16 protein-coding genes and 1 pseudogene are annotated in these 14,009 nt (G+C 59.8%); 15 read left to right on the top strand and 2 right to left on the bottom strand.

The window, feature by feature from the left end; translation table 11 throughout:
* The first annotated feature begins 57 nt into the window (after positions 1-57).
* From AC0ZZU_RS06605 to AC0ZZU_RS06550, 12 genes are all read left to right on the top strand, one after another.
* Complete coding sequence (locus AC0ZZU_RS06605; protein WP_476339715.1) at positions 58-1,089, top strand: ATP-grasp domain-containing protein; 1,032 nt, start codon at positions 58-60, stop codon at positions 1,087-1,089.
* Between the two features lie 116 nt (positions 1,090-1,205).
* Positions 1,206-2,342, top strand: coding sequence for a phosphoribosyltransferase domain-containing protein (locus tag AC0ZZU_RS06600; protein ID WP_476339714.1), 1,137 nt, complete (start codon positions 1,206-1,208; stop codon positions 2,340-2,342).
* Positions 2,332-3,090, top strand: coding sequence for an HAD family hydrolase (locus AC0ZZU_RS06595; protein WP_158464983.1), 759 nt, complete (start codon positions 2,332-2,334; stop codon positions 3,088-3,090). Before AC0ZZU_RS06600 ends, AC0ZZU_RS06595 begins: the two co-directional genes overlap by 11 nt.
* Positions 3,083-4,174, top strand: a complete 1,092-nt coding sequence (locus AC0ZZU_RS06590; protein WP_476339713.1) for a cysteine protease StiP family protein — start codon at positions 3,083-3,085, stop codon at positions 4,172-4,174. The genes AC0ZZU_RS06595 and AC0ZZU_RS06590 overlap by 8 nt, the downstream gene beginning before the upstream one ends.
* Positions 4,174-5,121, top strand: a complete 948-nt coding sequence (locus AC0ZZU_RS06585; RefSeq protein WP_476339712.1) for an HpcH/HpaI aldolase/citrate lyase family protein — start codon at positions 4,174-4,176, stop codon at positions 5,119-5,121. Before AC0ZZU_RS06590 ends, AC0ZZU_RS06585 begins: the two co-directional genes overlap by 1 nt.
* On the top strand, positions 5,118-5,873 hold the full coding sequence (locus AC0ZZU_RS06580) for an HAD family hydrolase (protein WP_476339711.1): 756 nt from the start codon (positions 5,118-5,120) through the stop codon (positions 5,871-5,873). Before AC0ZZU_RS06585 ends, AC0ZZU_RS06580 begins: the two co-directional genes overlap by 4 nt.
* A 2-nt stretch (positions 5,874-5,875) precedes the next feature.
* Positions 5,876-6,463 carry a TerD family protein gene (locus AC0ZZU_RS06575; RefSeq protein ID WP_476339710.1) on the top strand — a complete coding sequence of 196 codons (588 nt, stop codon included), beginning with the start codon at positions 5,876-5,878 and terminating at the stop codon, positions 6,461-6,463.
* The gene (locus tag AC0ZZU_RS06570; RefSeq protein ID WP_476339709.1) at positions 6,460-7,623 is read left to right on the top strand and encodes a TerD family protein; all 1,164 of its coding nucleotides are present in this window, start codon (positions 6,460-6,462) and stop codon (positions 7,621-7,623) included. Before AC0ZZU_RS06575 ends, AC0ZZU_RS06570 begins: the two co-directional genes overlap by 4 nt.
* A 46-nt stretch (positions 7,624-7,669) precedes the next feature.
* Positions 7,670-8,119, top strand: coding sequence for a tellurite resistance TerB family protein (locus AC0ZZU_RS06565; protein WP_476339708.1), 450 nt, complete (start codon positions 7,670-7,672; stop codon positions 8,117-8,119).
* Between the two features lie 11 nt (positions 8,120-8,130).
* Positions 8,131-9,165: a TerC/Alx family metal homeostasis membrane protein gene (locus tag AC0ZZU_RS06560; RefSeq protein ID WP_476339707.1), complete on the top strand. Its 1,035-nt coding sequence runs from the start codon at positions 8,131-8,133 to the stop codon at positions 9,163-9,165.
* Between the two features lie 31 nt (positions 9,166-9,196).
* A complete protein-coding gene (locus tag AC0ZZU_RS06555; RefSeq protein WP_158464991.1) occupies positions 9,197-9,772 on the top strand; it encodes a TerD family protein in 576 nt (191 codons plus the stop codon).
* A gap of 30 nt (positions 9,773-9,802) precedes the next feature.
* Complete coding sequence (locus tag AC0ZZU_RS06550) at positions 9,803-10,381, top strand: TerD family protein (protein ID WP_476339706.1); 579 nt, start codon at positions 9,803-9,805, stop codon at positions 10,379-10,381.
* A 64-nt stretch (positions 10,382-10,445) separates the two neighbouring features.
* Here AC0ZZU_RS06550 and AC0ZZU_RS06545 read toward each other — a convergent pair.
* Positions 10,446-10,694: pseudogene (locus AC0ZZU_RS06545) on the bottom strand (VWA domain-containing protein); the annotation flags it as partial.
* 327 nt (positions 10,695-11,021) lie between these two features.
* Positions 11,022-11,579: a DUF1523 family protein gene (locus tag AC0ZZU_RS06540; protein ID WP_476339705.1), complete on the bottom strand. Its 558-nt coding sequence runs from the start codon at positions 11,577-11,579 to the stop codon at positions 11,022-11,024.
* Positions 11,580-12,007: 428 nt separating this feature from the next.
* Between AC0ZZU_RS06540 and AC0ZZU_RS06535 the strand changes: the two genes are divergently transcribed.
* The 3 genes from AC0ZZU_RS06535 to AC0ZZU_RS06525 all read left to right on the top strand — a co-directional run bounded on the left by AC0ZZU_RS06535 (position 12,008) and on the right by AC0ZZU_RS06525 (position 13,407).
* Entirely contained in the window at positions 12,008-12,985 is a 978-nt protein-coding gene (locus AC0ZZU_RS06535) for a DNA replication terminus site-binding protein (protein ID WP_476339704.1), read from the top strand.
* A 138-nt stretch (positions 12,986-13,123) separates the two neighbouring features.
* Entirely contained in the window at positions 13,124-13,282 is a 159-nt protein-coding gene (locus AC0ZZU_RS06530; protein ID WP_476339703.1) for a hypothetical protein, read from the top strand.
* A complete protein-coding gene (locus AC0ZZU_RS06525) occupies positions 13,279-13,407 on the top strand; it encodes a hypothetical protein (RefSeq protein WP_476339702.1) in 129 nt (42 codons plus the stop codon). The genes AC0ZZU_RS06530 and AC0ZZU_RS06525 overlap by 4 nt, the downstream gene beginning before the upstream one ends.
* The last annotated feature ends 602 nt before the right edge of the window (positions 13,408-14,009 follow it).

The following is a 14,009-nucleotide window of genomic DNA, read 5'->3' as shown; positions in this document are numbered from 1 at the left end:
CAGGGCCCCAGGTTCGAAGATTCATCCCTCAGTCGCCCATCTTTCAAGGTGTTTCACATGATCTGGTTTCTAGAAGGGCAAGCCTCTCAGCGCGACATCATCATGGGTGCCCTGGATGCGCTGCCGCCGGGTCTGCGCGTGTTTGCATCGCACCGGCATGACCGGCCAGAGATCACGGGTGTCGCGCACATTGGTTTCAGGGAACCCGAGGCGCACGCCGAGAGAATCGACTGGGTGATCCGGACTGCCCTGGACCACTCCATCCGCGTGGTCGTGGCAGGTCGCGCCGGCGGCGCATACGAGGCGCATCGCGCGCAGTTCGAGGCGGTGGGGATCACGCTCGTGACCGGCGGCGTCAACGCCAGGACGTTCGAACTGGTGGACGACAAAAGCAAGTTCACGGCGCAAGCCGAGCGGGCGGGGCTGGCTTGTATTCCGGCCATCACGGTCGTCGACGAGGATGAGCTGCTAGGCGCGTACGAAACCTTCAAGTCCATGGGGGAGGTGTGTATCAAGCCGGTCGTTGGGATCTATGGGCAAGGCTTCTGGCGGTTCAAGGCAGGCGTCGACCCATTCCGCTGCCTTGCAAACCCCGATGCCCGGGAGGTCGACTTCGGGACCTATCACCAGCTCTACGCCGCAGGCGCTGCCCGTGAGCCCATGCTGGTGATGCCTTACCTTCCCGGGCCGGAGTGCTCCGTGGACATGGTCTGCGAAGGAGGCAAGGTGGTGGAGTACGTCGGCCGTCGAAAAACCGGTATCCACCAGACCTTCGAGCGTGGGACGGCTGCAGCGCACCTAGCGATCGCCGCAGCCGAGCATTTTGGCTGCGACGGCATCGTCAACGTGCAGACGCGCGATGACGCTGCAGGCAAACCGCACCTGCTCGAGATCAATCCGCGCTACTCCGGCGGCATCGGGTACACCCGAGCCACGGGCGTGAACCTGGCCGGCACCTTCGCGACCCGGCGCCTTGGCCTCCCCGCGCCACCGAACGACTGGGTCGACGGTGTACGGGTCAAGCCAATCACGGTTGCCGTGTCTGTCCAGAGCACTGCGTTCGAAGGCGTCCTGTCTTCGCGCGGCTAGTGCCAGATGCAAGTCTCGAACGGTGCCATATCCCGATCGCCCGCAACACTTTTGATCATCGAAACATTACGTGCGCACGTCAGGTTGACAACCAACGGCCACAGGAACCGGAACACATGGAACACAGTGTAGTGGATCAAAGCTCGACAAAACTCAGTGCATCCCTGATGAGGGGCGTGCTTGAGGTCGACGTCCATCGGAGCTCGGTCCCGCCGGAGTCTCTGTTCGGCTTCGCCGAGCGGCGCAATCCCAAGCGGGCATTTCTTTTTGTTTCACGAGTGCTCGGCAAGCATATCCCGGTCAGACCCTCAGTGATGCAATCCGCCTACGAAACCCTGGCGGCGAAGATTCCGGCCGACCTGCCCGGGCCGGTTCTGGTCGTTGGCATGGCAGAGACGGCTGTAGGCCTCGGCGCCGGCGTCCATCGCGCCTACAGTGCCAGCCGCGCGGACACGCTCTACATCGTCAGCACCCGTCATCCAGTGGGGGAAGACATCTTCGCCCGATTCGAGGAGGAACATAGCCACGCGAGCGCTCACCTGATCCACGAACCCGCCAGCGCGCAGCTGTCGGAGATGATGCGCAGCGCCAGGTCCCTGGTGCTGGTTGACGATGAGGCCTCCACCGGCAAGACGTTCATCAATCTTCATCGCGCGTTGATCGACGCCGGGCTGAGCCAGATCGAGCGCGTCGTGACCTGTGTCCTGACGGATTGGTCTGCTGGCGCTGTATCGACCTGCATCGGCCACACCGCAGACCAGGTATCGCTGCTGCGCGGTGCCTACCAGTTCATCGAGAATCCCGACGCACCGCTGCCCGAGATGCCGGACACGGGTGCCGTCGCTGTGGGTGAGTGGCCGGTCGATCCTGCGAACGACTGGGGGCGCCTTGGCGTCCGCGCGGTTGCCGATACCCTGGGCCGGGACATCGAAGTGAAACCTGGTGAACGTATCATCGTTCTCGGCACCGGCGAGTTTGTCTGGAAGCCGTTTCTCCTGGCTGAGCGTCTGGAACGCGCGGGAGCCGTGGTGCACTTCAGCTCCACCACTCGTTCTCCGATCGCGATCGGTCATTCGATCGAGCATGCCTTGAGCTTTTCGGACAACTACGGGCTGGGAATCATCAACTTCCTCTACAACGTCGCCCCCGGGCAGTTCGATCGCGTGCTCATCTGCAGTGAAACCGACGCGCGGGCAGTGCCGCGGACATTGATCGAAACTTTGAATGCGGAGGTCATCGTCGATGGCAAGTAATCGCCCCCTGGCGCTGGTCGACCTGGACGACACGCTGTTTCAGACCGCTCGAAAGATGGCCGAAGGCGCCGTGCGCTATCCCGCCTCATTCGACGTCAACGGCGAGGTGAGTGGCTACCAGACCGAGGTCCAGAAGACATTTGTCGAGTGGCTGCTGCGCACTACGGACGTAGTGCCGGTCACTGCCCGCAGCGCTGAAGCCTTCAGTCGCGTGCGACTGGACTTCACCGGAGGTGCCGTCTGCTCCCATGGCGGACTTATCCTGAACCCCGACCGCAGTGTGAACGAGCAGTGGCATGGGGTAATGACGAGCGTCCTCGCCGGCTTCCATGACCGCCTGCCGACGCTGTGTGACACGGCGCTGCAGATCGGCGCTGACCACGGCATGTCCCTGCGCGGGTGGGTCGTTGAAGAAGTCGACCAGCGCCACTATGTCGTGGTCAAGCACAACAATGGCTCCGATGCCGACCTGGCCTTTGTCCTCGGCAAGCTGCGTGAGGCGGGCTTGCTGGAAGGCATGCACACGCATTCCAACGGTAACAATCTCGCGCTGCTGCCAGCCGGGCTCTCCAAGCGTGTGGCCGTCGAGCATTATCTGAAACTTGACCGCGAGCTCCATGGCGAACGCCCTGTTCTTGGGTTTGGGGACAGCATCACCGACCTGGGCTTCATGAACCTGTGCCATTTCTGGTCGACGCCTGCCAGCAGCCAGCTCGCGGCGCTGGTGAAGGGCGGTCCGGATGCTTGATCCTACTCTCGCTTCACTTACTGTCGGCAGCGGGAGCTATTTGCCTGAGGACGTTCATTTCCTCTTGCGCCCGGTCAGCATCGAGCTCACGGATGTTCTGGAAAAAGAACGGCTGATCCAGACGCAGCAGAAGCATTATTCGGAAATGATCAGCCAGGAAGACGCCCCGACCAGCACCCATGTGGCGCTGTTCGAGCAGGCCATGCGCCAGAACGGCTTGCGCATGGCCGCTGACGTCCAGTCCCTGGCGCTCGCACTCGAGGACCGCTGCCAGGGCCCGACCATCGCGCTGGTGTCCTTCGTGCGCGCAGGGCTGCCGCTTGGCGTCCTGTTGCGGCGCGCACTCATTGGTCTTGGGCGGGACGCGCACCATTACGGGATCAGCATCGTCCGCGACCGGGGCATCGATAGGCAGGCGCTGGAGGCCATCATTGCTGCGCACGGTGCCGAGAATATCGTGTTCGTCGATGGCTGGACCGGCAAGGGGGCTATCTCTGGCGAAGTCCAGCGGTGTCTGGCTGGCGACACTCGCTTCCCGCAGGAGCCGCGCCTGGTGGTACTCGCGGACCCGTGTGGCCGAGCGTGGCTGGCCGCCTCCGCCGAGGACTGGATCATTCCCTCCGGGATTCTCGGCGCGACGGTTTCGGGCCTTGTTTCCCGGTCTATTTGGCCAAGTGACGGTGGCCTGCATGGATGTGTCGTCTATGACCACCTTCAAGCCCATGACGTGACCCGCGCGTTCATCGACCGTATCGAGGCCGCCCGGACGGCGGTCCAGGTGAGTCCGGCCGTTCCATGGACTGCTGAGCAAGCCGCCGTTCTGCAAGGAAGCGCCCTCGAGGTGGTGCACCGCTTGGCCGAACGGTTCGGGGTGACGAATCTCAATCGCGTCAAGCCGGGTATCGCCGAGGCTACCCGCGCAGTACTGCGCCGCGTTCCGGACCAGGTCCTGGTGCGTGACCGTACCGACGCCGACGTGCAGTTGCTGATCCACCTGACTGATCGAGCCGGGATCGAGGTCCAGGAAGCTGGCGGCGAACTTGGCCCCTACCGCGCGGTGACCATTATCCGGGAGGTCAGCTGATGGGCAGGATTTCACCATACGCGCTGGGTGCCACGCTCTACATGCCCGCCACCCGGGCCGATATTCTTGAAGTCATTCGCGGTGAAAAGCTGCCTGGGCTGCGGTCGCTGGTGATCTGCCTGGAGGATGCTGTTGCCGCCACGGATGTGGAACACGGGCTGCGTTCGTTACGTACGGTGCTTACCGCCATCGGCCAGCCCGGTGCCCGGCCTGGGGCTGGGCCGCTGGTCTTCGTGCGACCCCGCGACGCCGAGATGGCGGCGGCATTGAATGACTGGCCGCAAATGGCCTGCGTGGATGGATTCGTCGTACCCAAGCTGTCGCTTGCCACACTGTGCCAGTGGGGCCGGGCCATATCCAGGCCTGAACTGCTCCTGATGCCCACCCTTGAAACCAGTGATGTCTTCAGTCCGGGGGCAATGGTGGAGCTCGGTTCGGCACTGCGCAGCGAATTGGGCGAGCGGATTCTCGCCTTACGCATCGGGGGTAATGACCTGATGGGCTGCCTGGGATTGCGGCGCAATCCGTCCACCACCCTGTACCAGACGCCGATGGGCTATGTGATTCCGATGCTCGCCGGGGTCCTGGGGGCGCAAGGCTTTGCCCTTACCGCGCCGGTCTTCGAGCAACTTGCGACCCCAGGCGTGCTGGCGCAGGAACTGGAGCTCGACATCGCACACGGCCTGGTCGGCAAGACCGCGATCCACCCGAGCCAGATTGCCCAGATACACGAGGGTTTCCGCGTTTCGATCGAGGATCTGAACTGCGCCAGGATGATCGTGAACGACGCAGCCCCGGCGGTGTTCAAGCACAACGATGCGATGGTTGAACCGGCGACTCACTACAACTGGGCGGTGAACATCATCGAGCGAGCCCGGTGGCATGGGGTCAAGCCGGCCGACAACGGAACGATAGAGCCCGTCCGGCTGGCCGAGGTGTGCCGATGACACAAGAAATGCTCGAGGCGGGACCGCCAGGCGGGGACGTGCTGTCGGTATTCGATTTCGACGGCACGCTGACGCGTCGCGACAGCTTCGTTCCGTTTCTGATGTTCGCGTTCGGCAAGAGGGCATTCGTGCTACGCATCGCGCGCATGCTCCCTGCCTGTATCCGCTATGCCGCCAAGGGCATGAGCCGTGACGAGTTGAAGGCTGTTCTGATCGCATCGTTTCTGGCGGGCGTGGAGGCGCAGTGGGTTGAGCGCAAAGCCGCTGAATTCCGCAAGGCTTTCTGGAAACGGCTCATGCGTCCGGCCGGTCTGCGCTCTGTCGCCGCCGAAATCGCGAGCGGCGCGCAGGTAACCCTCTGCTCGGCCTCGCCCCGCCTTGTCCTCCAGCCCTTCGCAGAACAGTTGGGCATCAAGCTGATAGCCACCGAACTCGAGGTGGTCGACGGAAAGCTGACGGGAAACATCACCGGCAGCAACTGCAGGTGCGAGGCGAAAGTCTTGCGCCTGGAAGCCGTGTACGGCCCGCTCGACCAGTACCGGCTTCGTGCATGGGGCGATACCCGAGGGGATCACGAACTGCTCGCGGCGGCCCATGAACCTCATTGGCGGCATTTCCACCCACGCTGGCAGCGAGGGCGCATGAGCATCGAAAAGATTGGAGCGCGTGTCCGTGAGGGCGAGGCGGTCAAGAATTCAGTAACAGGGGTCGCAGGCGACCGCCGGACCCATGATGATCAACAAGGAGCGTAACGATGGCACTTACTCTGTCGAAGAATCAGACGATTTCATTGGAGAAAACGGCTGGCGCGGGTCTGACTCAAGTAAGACTGGGCCTGGGCTGGGACCCTGAGAAAAGCGGGCTGTTGGGGAAGTTGTTTGGCAGTGGCGGCAGTATCGACCTGGACGCCTCCTGCATTCTGTTCGATGCCAATCTCAAGGCTGTGGACGTCGTGTGGTTCCGTCAGCTCGAATCGCGTGATGGCTCCATACGCCATTCTGGCGACAATCGTACCGGCGAAGGTGATGGCGATGATGAGTCCATCTCGGTGGACCTGACCGCGCTGCCGTCCTCGGTAGTTCACCTGGTCTTCACGGTCAACTCGTTCACCGGGCAAACCTTCGAGCGCATCCAGAACGCATATTGCCGAGTCATCAACCCGTCAAGGAATGACGAGTTGGCGCGCTTCAACCTCTCCGAGCAGGGCAAGCACACGGGTGTCGTGATGGCCAATCTGACGCGCGGACCTTCAGGCTGGGACTTCAAGGCCATCGGGCAGACCACCAATGGCCGTACCGCCGACGACCTGGTCAACCTGGCTGCCCAGGCGGTGCGCGGATGACAACCTTGGCCCCTGGGGGCAACGCGCCGGTAGCGACCAGCAGCCTTCGCGTGGAGGTGGGCTACTCGCCCATCCCCGGTGCCGACATCGATGTCTCTGCCTTTGCCCTGGCCGCCAGTGGCAAGGTACGGGGCGACGACGACATGTGCTTCTATGGCCAGCCAAGCGTACTGGGCGGGGCGGTGCAGATGGTCGATTCAGCGAACGGCCGCGCTGCATTTGCCCTGGATCTGGGCCGTGTGGAGGCTGCAGTCGAGAAGATTGCCCTGACGGCGACGATCCATGAGAACAAGGCCAGCTTTGATCGTGTATCCAGCCTGGCTGTTACCCTCACCGGCGGTATCGAGGCTCGTATCCCGACGTCGGGCATGAAGGAAACCGCGCTTATTCTCGGCGAGTTCTATCGTCGGCAAGGGGAGTGGAAATTCCGCTGTGTCGGGCAGGGCTTCGCTGGCGGGCTGGCACCCCTGGCCACTCATTTTGGCGTGGAGGTCGCGGCCCCCGGGCCTGCTCCGAGCCCTGCTGCGACGCCGGCTCCTGTTCCGCCGCCACCGCCCAGGCCGTCCATCAGCCTGAGCAAGGTGACCCTGGACAAGACCCGGTCATCAATCAGCCTTGAAAAAACCGCCGCCGGCTTTGGTGAAATTCGGGTCAACCTGAACTGGAACCGGGGCAAGGCTGGCTTCTTCGGCCGTAGCAAATCCATCGACCTGGATGTCGGCTGCCTCTTTGAGTTGCAGGATGGCCACAAGGGCGTTGTGCAGGCCCTGGGCAATGCTTTTGGCGACCTTGAGCACGAGCCGTTCGTTCAGCTGAAGGGCGATGACCGCACTGGCGCGGTGTCCGGTGGCGAGTGGCTACACATCAATGGCAACAAGTGGAGCCAGATCCGCCGGATCCTGGTGTACGCGTTCATCTACGAAGGCGCGCCCAACTGGGCCGAAACCGACGGTGTGGTGACCATCTTCGTGCCCGGGCAACCGGAGATCGAGGTTCGTCTGAACGAGGAGGGCGGCCGTCTGGGCTGCTGCGCCATTGCGCTGCTCGAAAACGACAACGGCGCCGTCAAGGTGACTCGCAGAGTGGACTTCCACAAGTCTCAAGCCCCCATGGACCAAGCCTATCGCTGGGGCATGCGCTGGGGCGCGGGCTCCAAGTAACCCACTTTTCCGCGGGGCTCCGGCCCCGCCATTCGAGGTATTACCGATGTTGGCATGGCTTAAAACCAACGCTGCGAAAGCGCGTGAAACGCTTACCACCGAAGTGGCGAAGCACAAGAATCGCAGGTTCATGGATGCCACGACCGCATCCTGCGCGATGGTCGCTGCTGCAAGCGGTGGAGTGACGTCGGAAGAAAAACAGAAGATGACAGGTTTCATCTCCCAGTCGCCGGAGCTGAAGGTCTTCAATCTTGGCGATGTCATTGCATCGTTCAACGATTCGGTCAGCAAGTTCGAGTTCGATTTCCACATCGGCCAGGCGGAAGCGCTGAAGACGATCAGCAAGATCAAAGGCGACGACGGCGCGGCTCGCCTGCTGGTGCGCGTGGCCTGCGCGATTGGCGCGTCGGATGGTGATTTCGACGAGAAGGAGAAGGCGGCCTGCCGTCTGATCTGCACGGAGCTGGGCCTGCCCCCGGCTGATTTCGAACTCTAAGGTATTGCACTGTGGAAGTTACCCAACTTGGTTTTCCCCCGCTGACCATGGCGGTTTTCGTCGGCATCGCTGTAGGCGCCCTGCTGTTGGACATGGTAACCCACCGGGGCAACAAGCCGGTTTCGCTGATGAAAGCGTCCATCTGGTCGATATTCTGGATCGCGATTTCCCTTGCTTTCGCCGGCTTCCTGTACGTTGAGCACGGTGCCCATGTGGCCAGCCTGTTCGTGACCGGCTATGCCCTCGAAAAGGTGCTGAGTGTCGACAACCTGTTTGTGTTCATGGCCATCTTTGCCTGGTTCAAAGTGCCGGAAGGCCTGCGTCACCGCGTGCTTTACTGGGGCATCATCGGCGCGATCGTCTTCCGGGGCGTCTTTGTCGCGATCGGTACCGGCCTGCTGGCCTTCGGTCCATGGGTCGAGATCGTGTTCGCCGTGATAGTCGCCTGGACCGCCGTCATGATGCTCAGAAGCGGCGGCGATGAGGAGGAAGAGGAAGACTATTCCAAACACATGGCCTATCGTTTTGCGAAAAAACTGTTCCCGGTGTGGCCGAAGCTGCACGGCAACAAGTTCTTTGTCCGCCGCAAGGAGCTGGAAGTCGAGCTGCTCAAACCTGAGAACAAAGGAATGAGCCTGGCGGCGAAGGGCGGCCTGTTCGCCACGCCTCTGTTCCTGTGCCTGGTAGTTGCGGAGGTCTCCGACGTTCTGTTCGCCTTCGACTCGGTTCCAGCAGTCATCGCGGTGAGCCGTGAGCCTCTTATTGTCTACTCGGCGATGCTGTTCGCGATTCTTGGCCTGCGCACCATGTACTTTGTTCTCGAAGCACTGAAACGCTACCTGGTGCACCTGGAGAAGGCAGTGATCGCATTGCTGTTCTTCATCGCGATCAAACTTGGCCTCAACGCCACGAACCACATGTTCCACCATGGATACAACATCGACCCAAACACCAGCCTGCTAATCGTGATGGTGGTACTGGTCATCGGTATCCTTGCCAGCGTGATCTTTCCCGCAAAGGAAGAGCCCCAGGCAGAATCCAACTGAAACATCAGTAACTTAACAAGGAGTTTGAACAATGGCATTGTCTCTGCAAAAGGGCGGCAATCTTTCCCTGACCAAGACCGACCCTTCGCTGACCAGGATCATCGTAGGCCTGGGCTGGGATCCACGTGCCACCGACGGCACTGAATTCGACCTCGACGCCAGTGCGTTTCTGTTGAACGCGAGCGGCAAGGTCCGCGGTGACACCGACTTCATCTTCTACAACCAGCTAAAAAGCACTGACGGTTCTGTCGAGCACATGGGCGACAACCGTACGGGCGCCGGCGATGGCGACGACGAAATCGTCAAGGTCGACCTGAGCCGCGTCCCGGCCGACGTCGACAAGGTAGTGTTCACCGTTACCATTCACGATGCAGACACCCGCCGCCAGAACTTTGGTCAAGTCGGCGGTGCCTTCATCCGCATTCTCAACGAAGTCACCGGTGCGGAGGTCGTTCGCTACGACCTGGCCGAAGACGCGTCGACCGAAACCGCCATGATCTTTGCGGAGCTGTACCGCAATAACGGCGAATGGAAATTCCGCGCCATCGGCCAAGGTTATGCCGGTGGCCTGAAGGCGGTAGCCAACGGCTACGGCTTGAACTTCTAACCACTCATTCACTGAAGAAGGAATTGACTCATGGCTGTAAGTCTGTCGAAAGGCGGTAACGTAAGTCTGTCCAAGGAAGCGCCGGGCCTGACCGAGGTCATCGTGGGCCTGGGTTGGGATCCGCGCGTCACCGATGGCACCGAGTTCGACCTCGATGCCTCGGTTTTCATCACCGGTGAAAACGGCAAGGTGCTGACCGACGCCAGCTTCATCTTCTACAACAACAAGAAGTCGGCCGATGGGTCCGTCGAGCACCTGGGCGACAACCGTTCCGGTCAAGGTGCTGGCGATGACGAGCAAGTCAACGTCAAGCTGAACGGCCTGGCTGCTGACGTGAAGAAGCTGGTCTTCGCAGTGACCATTCACGATGCCGATGCTCGCAAGCAGAGTTTTGGCCAGGTGAGCAACGCCTACATCCGCGTCCAGAACAAGGCCGACGGTAAAGAACTGGCGCGCTACGACCTGAGCGAAGACGCTTCGACCGAGACCGCGATGATCTTCGGTGAGCTGTATCGCCATGGCGACGAGTTCAAGTTCAAGGCTATCGGCCAGGGCTTTGCCGGCGGTTTGAAACCGCTGGCCGAGGAGCATGGCGTCAGCATCGGCTGACCCATGGCGCTGTGATGAAAAAGCCCCTGCTCAGCAGGGGCTTTTTTTGTTCAGTGCCCACGACTCAGGCGATGATGCCCTTGGCCTTGGCTTCTTCAAGCCAGGAGGGGAACTCTTCCATAAGCCTGTCGTACAGGTCCTCCTCGGAGAAGTCGTGCAGGTCATCCATTGCGAAAAAGCTGCAGTTATAGACAATCCGGCCGGTCATGTTGTCCAGCTTTTCCAGGATCCCGTAGCCGGAACCACCCAGGCCCACGAACTGCCAGAAGAAAGGCTGGCCGGCAGCTTCTGTCATCAGTTTTGTAGTCGCCCGCCCTGACCTGCGCCAGGTTGTTCTTTTCGGGGCTGATTTGCGCTTTCTTGGCAAGGCTGATCAGCGCCGGAGCCGCAGCGGCTATCTTTTTCTCGAGAGAAACGGTTGCCTGGACGGGGGGTGGGAATGTACTCCCGGAGAACGCACAGGTTGCCGCGTGGCGATTACCAGGGCCGTTGATGACAAAGCGGCTCGAAGCAATGTCCTTCATCGCGCCTGCGCCATCGATGTGCGTCCTTGTGCTGTTCCAGACAGGGCGTGCTTCATGCTGCCAGGGCATTTGCCCTGGCATGACCTGCTACCGCCGGATTGTGCTAGCGGTCAGTGTCAGGAGCGAGGAGGGTTGCTCGGCGCCATCGGCCGGGACCTGCGACGTACCGTACGGCGAACAACGAGGCCAGCGGCGACCAGGATGATCAACAGGACACTGAAGAAGATCGTGTTGAAGACAGGGAAGGGCTCGCTGCGGCTGGTGGTCGCCTTGATGTCAGTGATGTTGGGAAACATCGAGAACATCTGGAAGCGCCACCCGTAATAGCGAATCACGGCCAGTTGGTTCGGATCCCTGGAGTAGTCCTGTGCTTTGGCCTGGATGTCTGCAGAGTCGAACTTGAAATACCAAGGGAAGCCCCAACCCGTGTCCTCGTTTCGGTAGACCGTTACTTCCTTGCTTGCGGGTGAAACGGAGTTGATGAAATAGACATCCCGTGTAGGCCCGTCTGCAGGGTTTTCAGCGCTGATCACTCCGTCCGCATCCATACGCTTCACCTCGACACCGGTGACGAGGACAACGTCGTGGCGGGGAAGATAGTAGTGGAAGCACATCGCGGCTGCGGCGATCAAGCCCAGACTGAGGATACCAATGGAGCGTTTAAGCCAGCGCATCAAGTCATCACCTTAGGAAAATTGGCCAATATGCAGGCAAATCGAAACCGCTGCGCAGGACAGTTGTTGCAAATCAATTCAGCCCGCCCACGGCGCGAGATCAATGCTGCCACATCCACCAATCGGGCGCCAAGGCAGCTCGGTAGCTGCTTTATACCACCCCTGTACAGCGCGTTTAAAATAGGGCGCTCCCCTCGACATCTCCACCATCCACGGTATCGCTAAAATATACGGTGCTACTGATTGCCTGCTCAATCAAATTGCGTGGCGAGACTAAAATCAAAGTTGATCAATACGCATAGGTTTAACCACTGAGCTTGCTGGGCAGGGGGAAGTTGATGACCAGAAAGCAGATTTCCAAAGAATCAACAGCATTTTATTCGACCAAAAATATAAGGGTGGTATAATTAATTCAAAAGGGGGTTCACATGTATGACGATATAAAGCGATCCTACAAGCAACTCATCGATGCAGTGCGCGAGTTCAATACAACATGGCCTTCACTTGTTATCGATGGCAAGGTCTGGCAACTACCCTTGCTGCATGAACAGCGCACACCCGATGTGATCGAAGTAAAAGCCTTGGCTGGCCAGCAGGCGATCGATGCAACAGTCGATGCGATCGGCACCTTCGAGCGCGATGTCGGACAGGCCCCCGGCACGGTCATGCGTTTGCCAGGCTACTTCCAGTTGAGCGCATCCGTGTTGCCACTTGCCCTGGATATGAATAACGCCAAGCTTCAACTCATGGCAGCGATCGAAGCGGAGCGTATCGCCCAGAACCTCACCCCCGAAATGCGTCCCCGGGTAATGCGCAGGGCTCTGGGGGCGGCCACGTTCAGCACAAAGCAGCTGCAGCGGACACTGCATGTATTTGACGGAGCGCCACGGCGTATGTCCTTCACCTGGGCAGGACATACAACAAGTAACGAGCGAATTGCCGTCGCGAAGATCCGCGAAAAATTGACTGCCGCAGCGCAGGCTCGATCCGAGAGCGAACATATTCCGGTTCAGCAGACACCCGAATATCTCGACCTGAAGATGATTGTGCACCTGGACGACACAGACATCCTTGTGAAGCACAAGAACATCGCGCCGCATCCGCGCTGCACGATCTGGTTTGGGCCTACGGGTGAGCGCTGGGACGCACAGCCGAAGGCGAACTTGCCGGTTTTTGTATTGGCAGGGGAGACGCCCATGAAATTGAGCGAGCTCAAGACCTTCGACAAATCAGCCAGGGGAGAGCGCCGCTGTGACACCAAACCGCGTGAAGCGGTATGGGCACAGCGTGATATGTACTTGCCCATTGCCGCGGCCGGACATGAGCAACATGAGGAGAAACCGTCGACAGGTAAACAAGTCTGCTCGACTTATCGTATAGGTGGGGCGACGTATCAACCGTCATGAAAATCCGTAGGTCGAGCAGCTGATAGTGACACCGAAGATCGGGACCCTCCCGTAGCAGGACCTGGATATGACCGGCATCAGAGGGAACTAACGACTGGAGAGCGGGCCCTAAAGCCCACTCATTCGAATGGAGGATCCATGAAAAAGCTGCTGTCCACTTCCCTGATTCTGGCCGCTGCACTGGGCATGGCAGCCTGTGAAAAGAAGTCTGTCGACAAAGCCCAGGACGCTCAAGCGCATAACGAGCAAGCCCAGGAGAAGATCGATTCAGCGAAGGCAGACCTGGCTCCGCCATGAAAGAGCGAGACAAGGCAGCCAAGGACAACGAGGCGGCCAAGAAAGCAGCCGCCGATGAAGCCAAGCAATTCGTACCGACCAGCCCTCAACCCGAGGGGGTCAAGCCAGAAGCTCCGCGAAACTGACCAGCGAGCAGCCAGTCAAGCCATTTGACGCTTTGTGCCCAATCCCGGGCAAGCCCGCTCCTACAGGTGTGCGGTCTGTGTAGGGAACGGGCTTCCTCGCGATGGGCTGCACAGCAGCCCCAATCAGCGCCAATTCCATAAGCTCAACATATGTAAAATAGCTGAACGGTATGTGTAACTTATCTGATACGCCTGACAAGCCCAATTAATCAAAAAACGTTTCATGTACCTTACATCTGTATCACTACTGGAACAGTCCTGCCGAAATTTTCCCTGCCATTTGATATCAATAAGGTGGCACCGTATTGAAGATCTTACATGCGGTCAAATAACATGCCAGCTCCGACCTGCCTCATATTATGATTTCGCATTGACAGCTTTTTTTTAATCGTGCCATATTCTCCTCGCAGCCAGCGCCGAACCACTATTGCAGTGGTCATCATCAATCAAGCGTTGCTGTTTAGAAAGTGCTTCGATGTTTGCTCGTTATCTGGCCTTCGCGCCTGGATTCCAGCGTCCTGGATGCTGCGTCAGCAATGATATCACTTACCTGTAACTAATCTGACTTGATCATATTTGTCTGATTTGTATCGGAGGCGGTT

The sequence above is a fragment of the Pseudomonas sp. JE3303 genome, assembly GCF_056312565.1.
The sequence above is the reverse complement of the archived record's forward strand: the minus strand, read 5'-3'. Positions and strand labels throughout refer to the sequence as shown.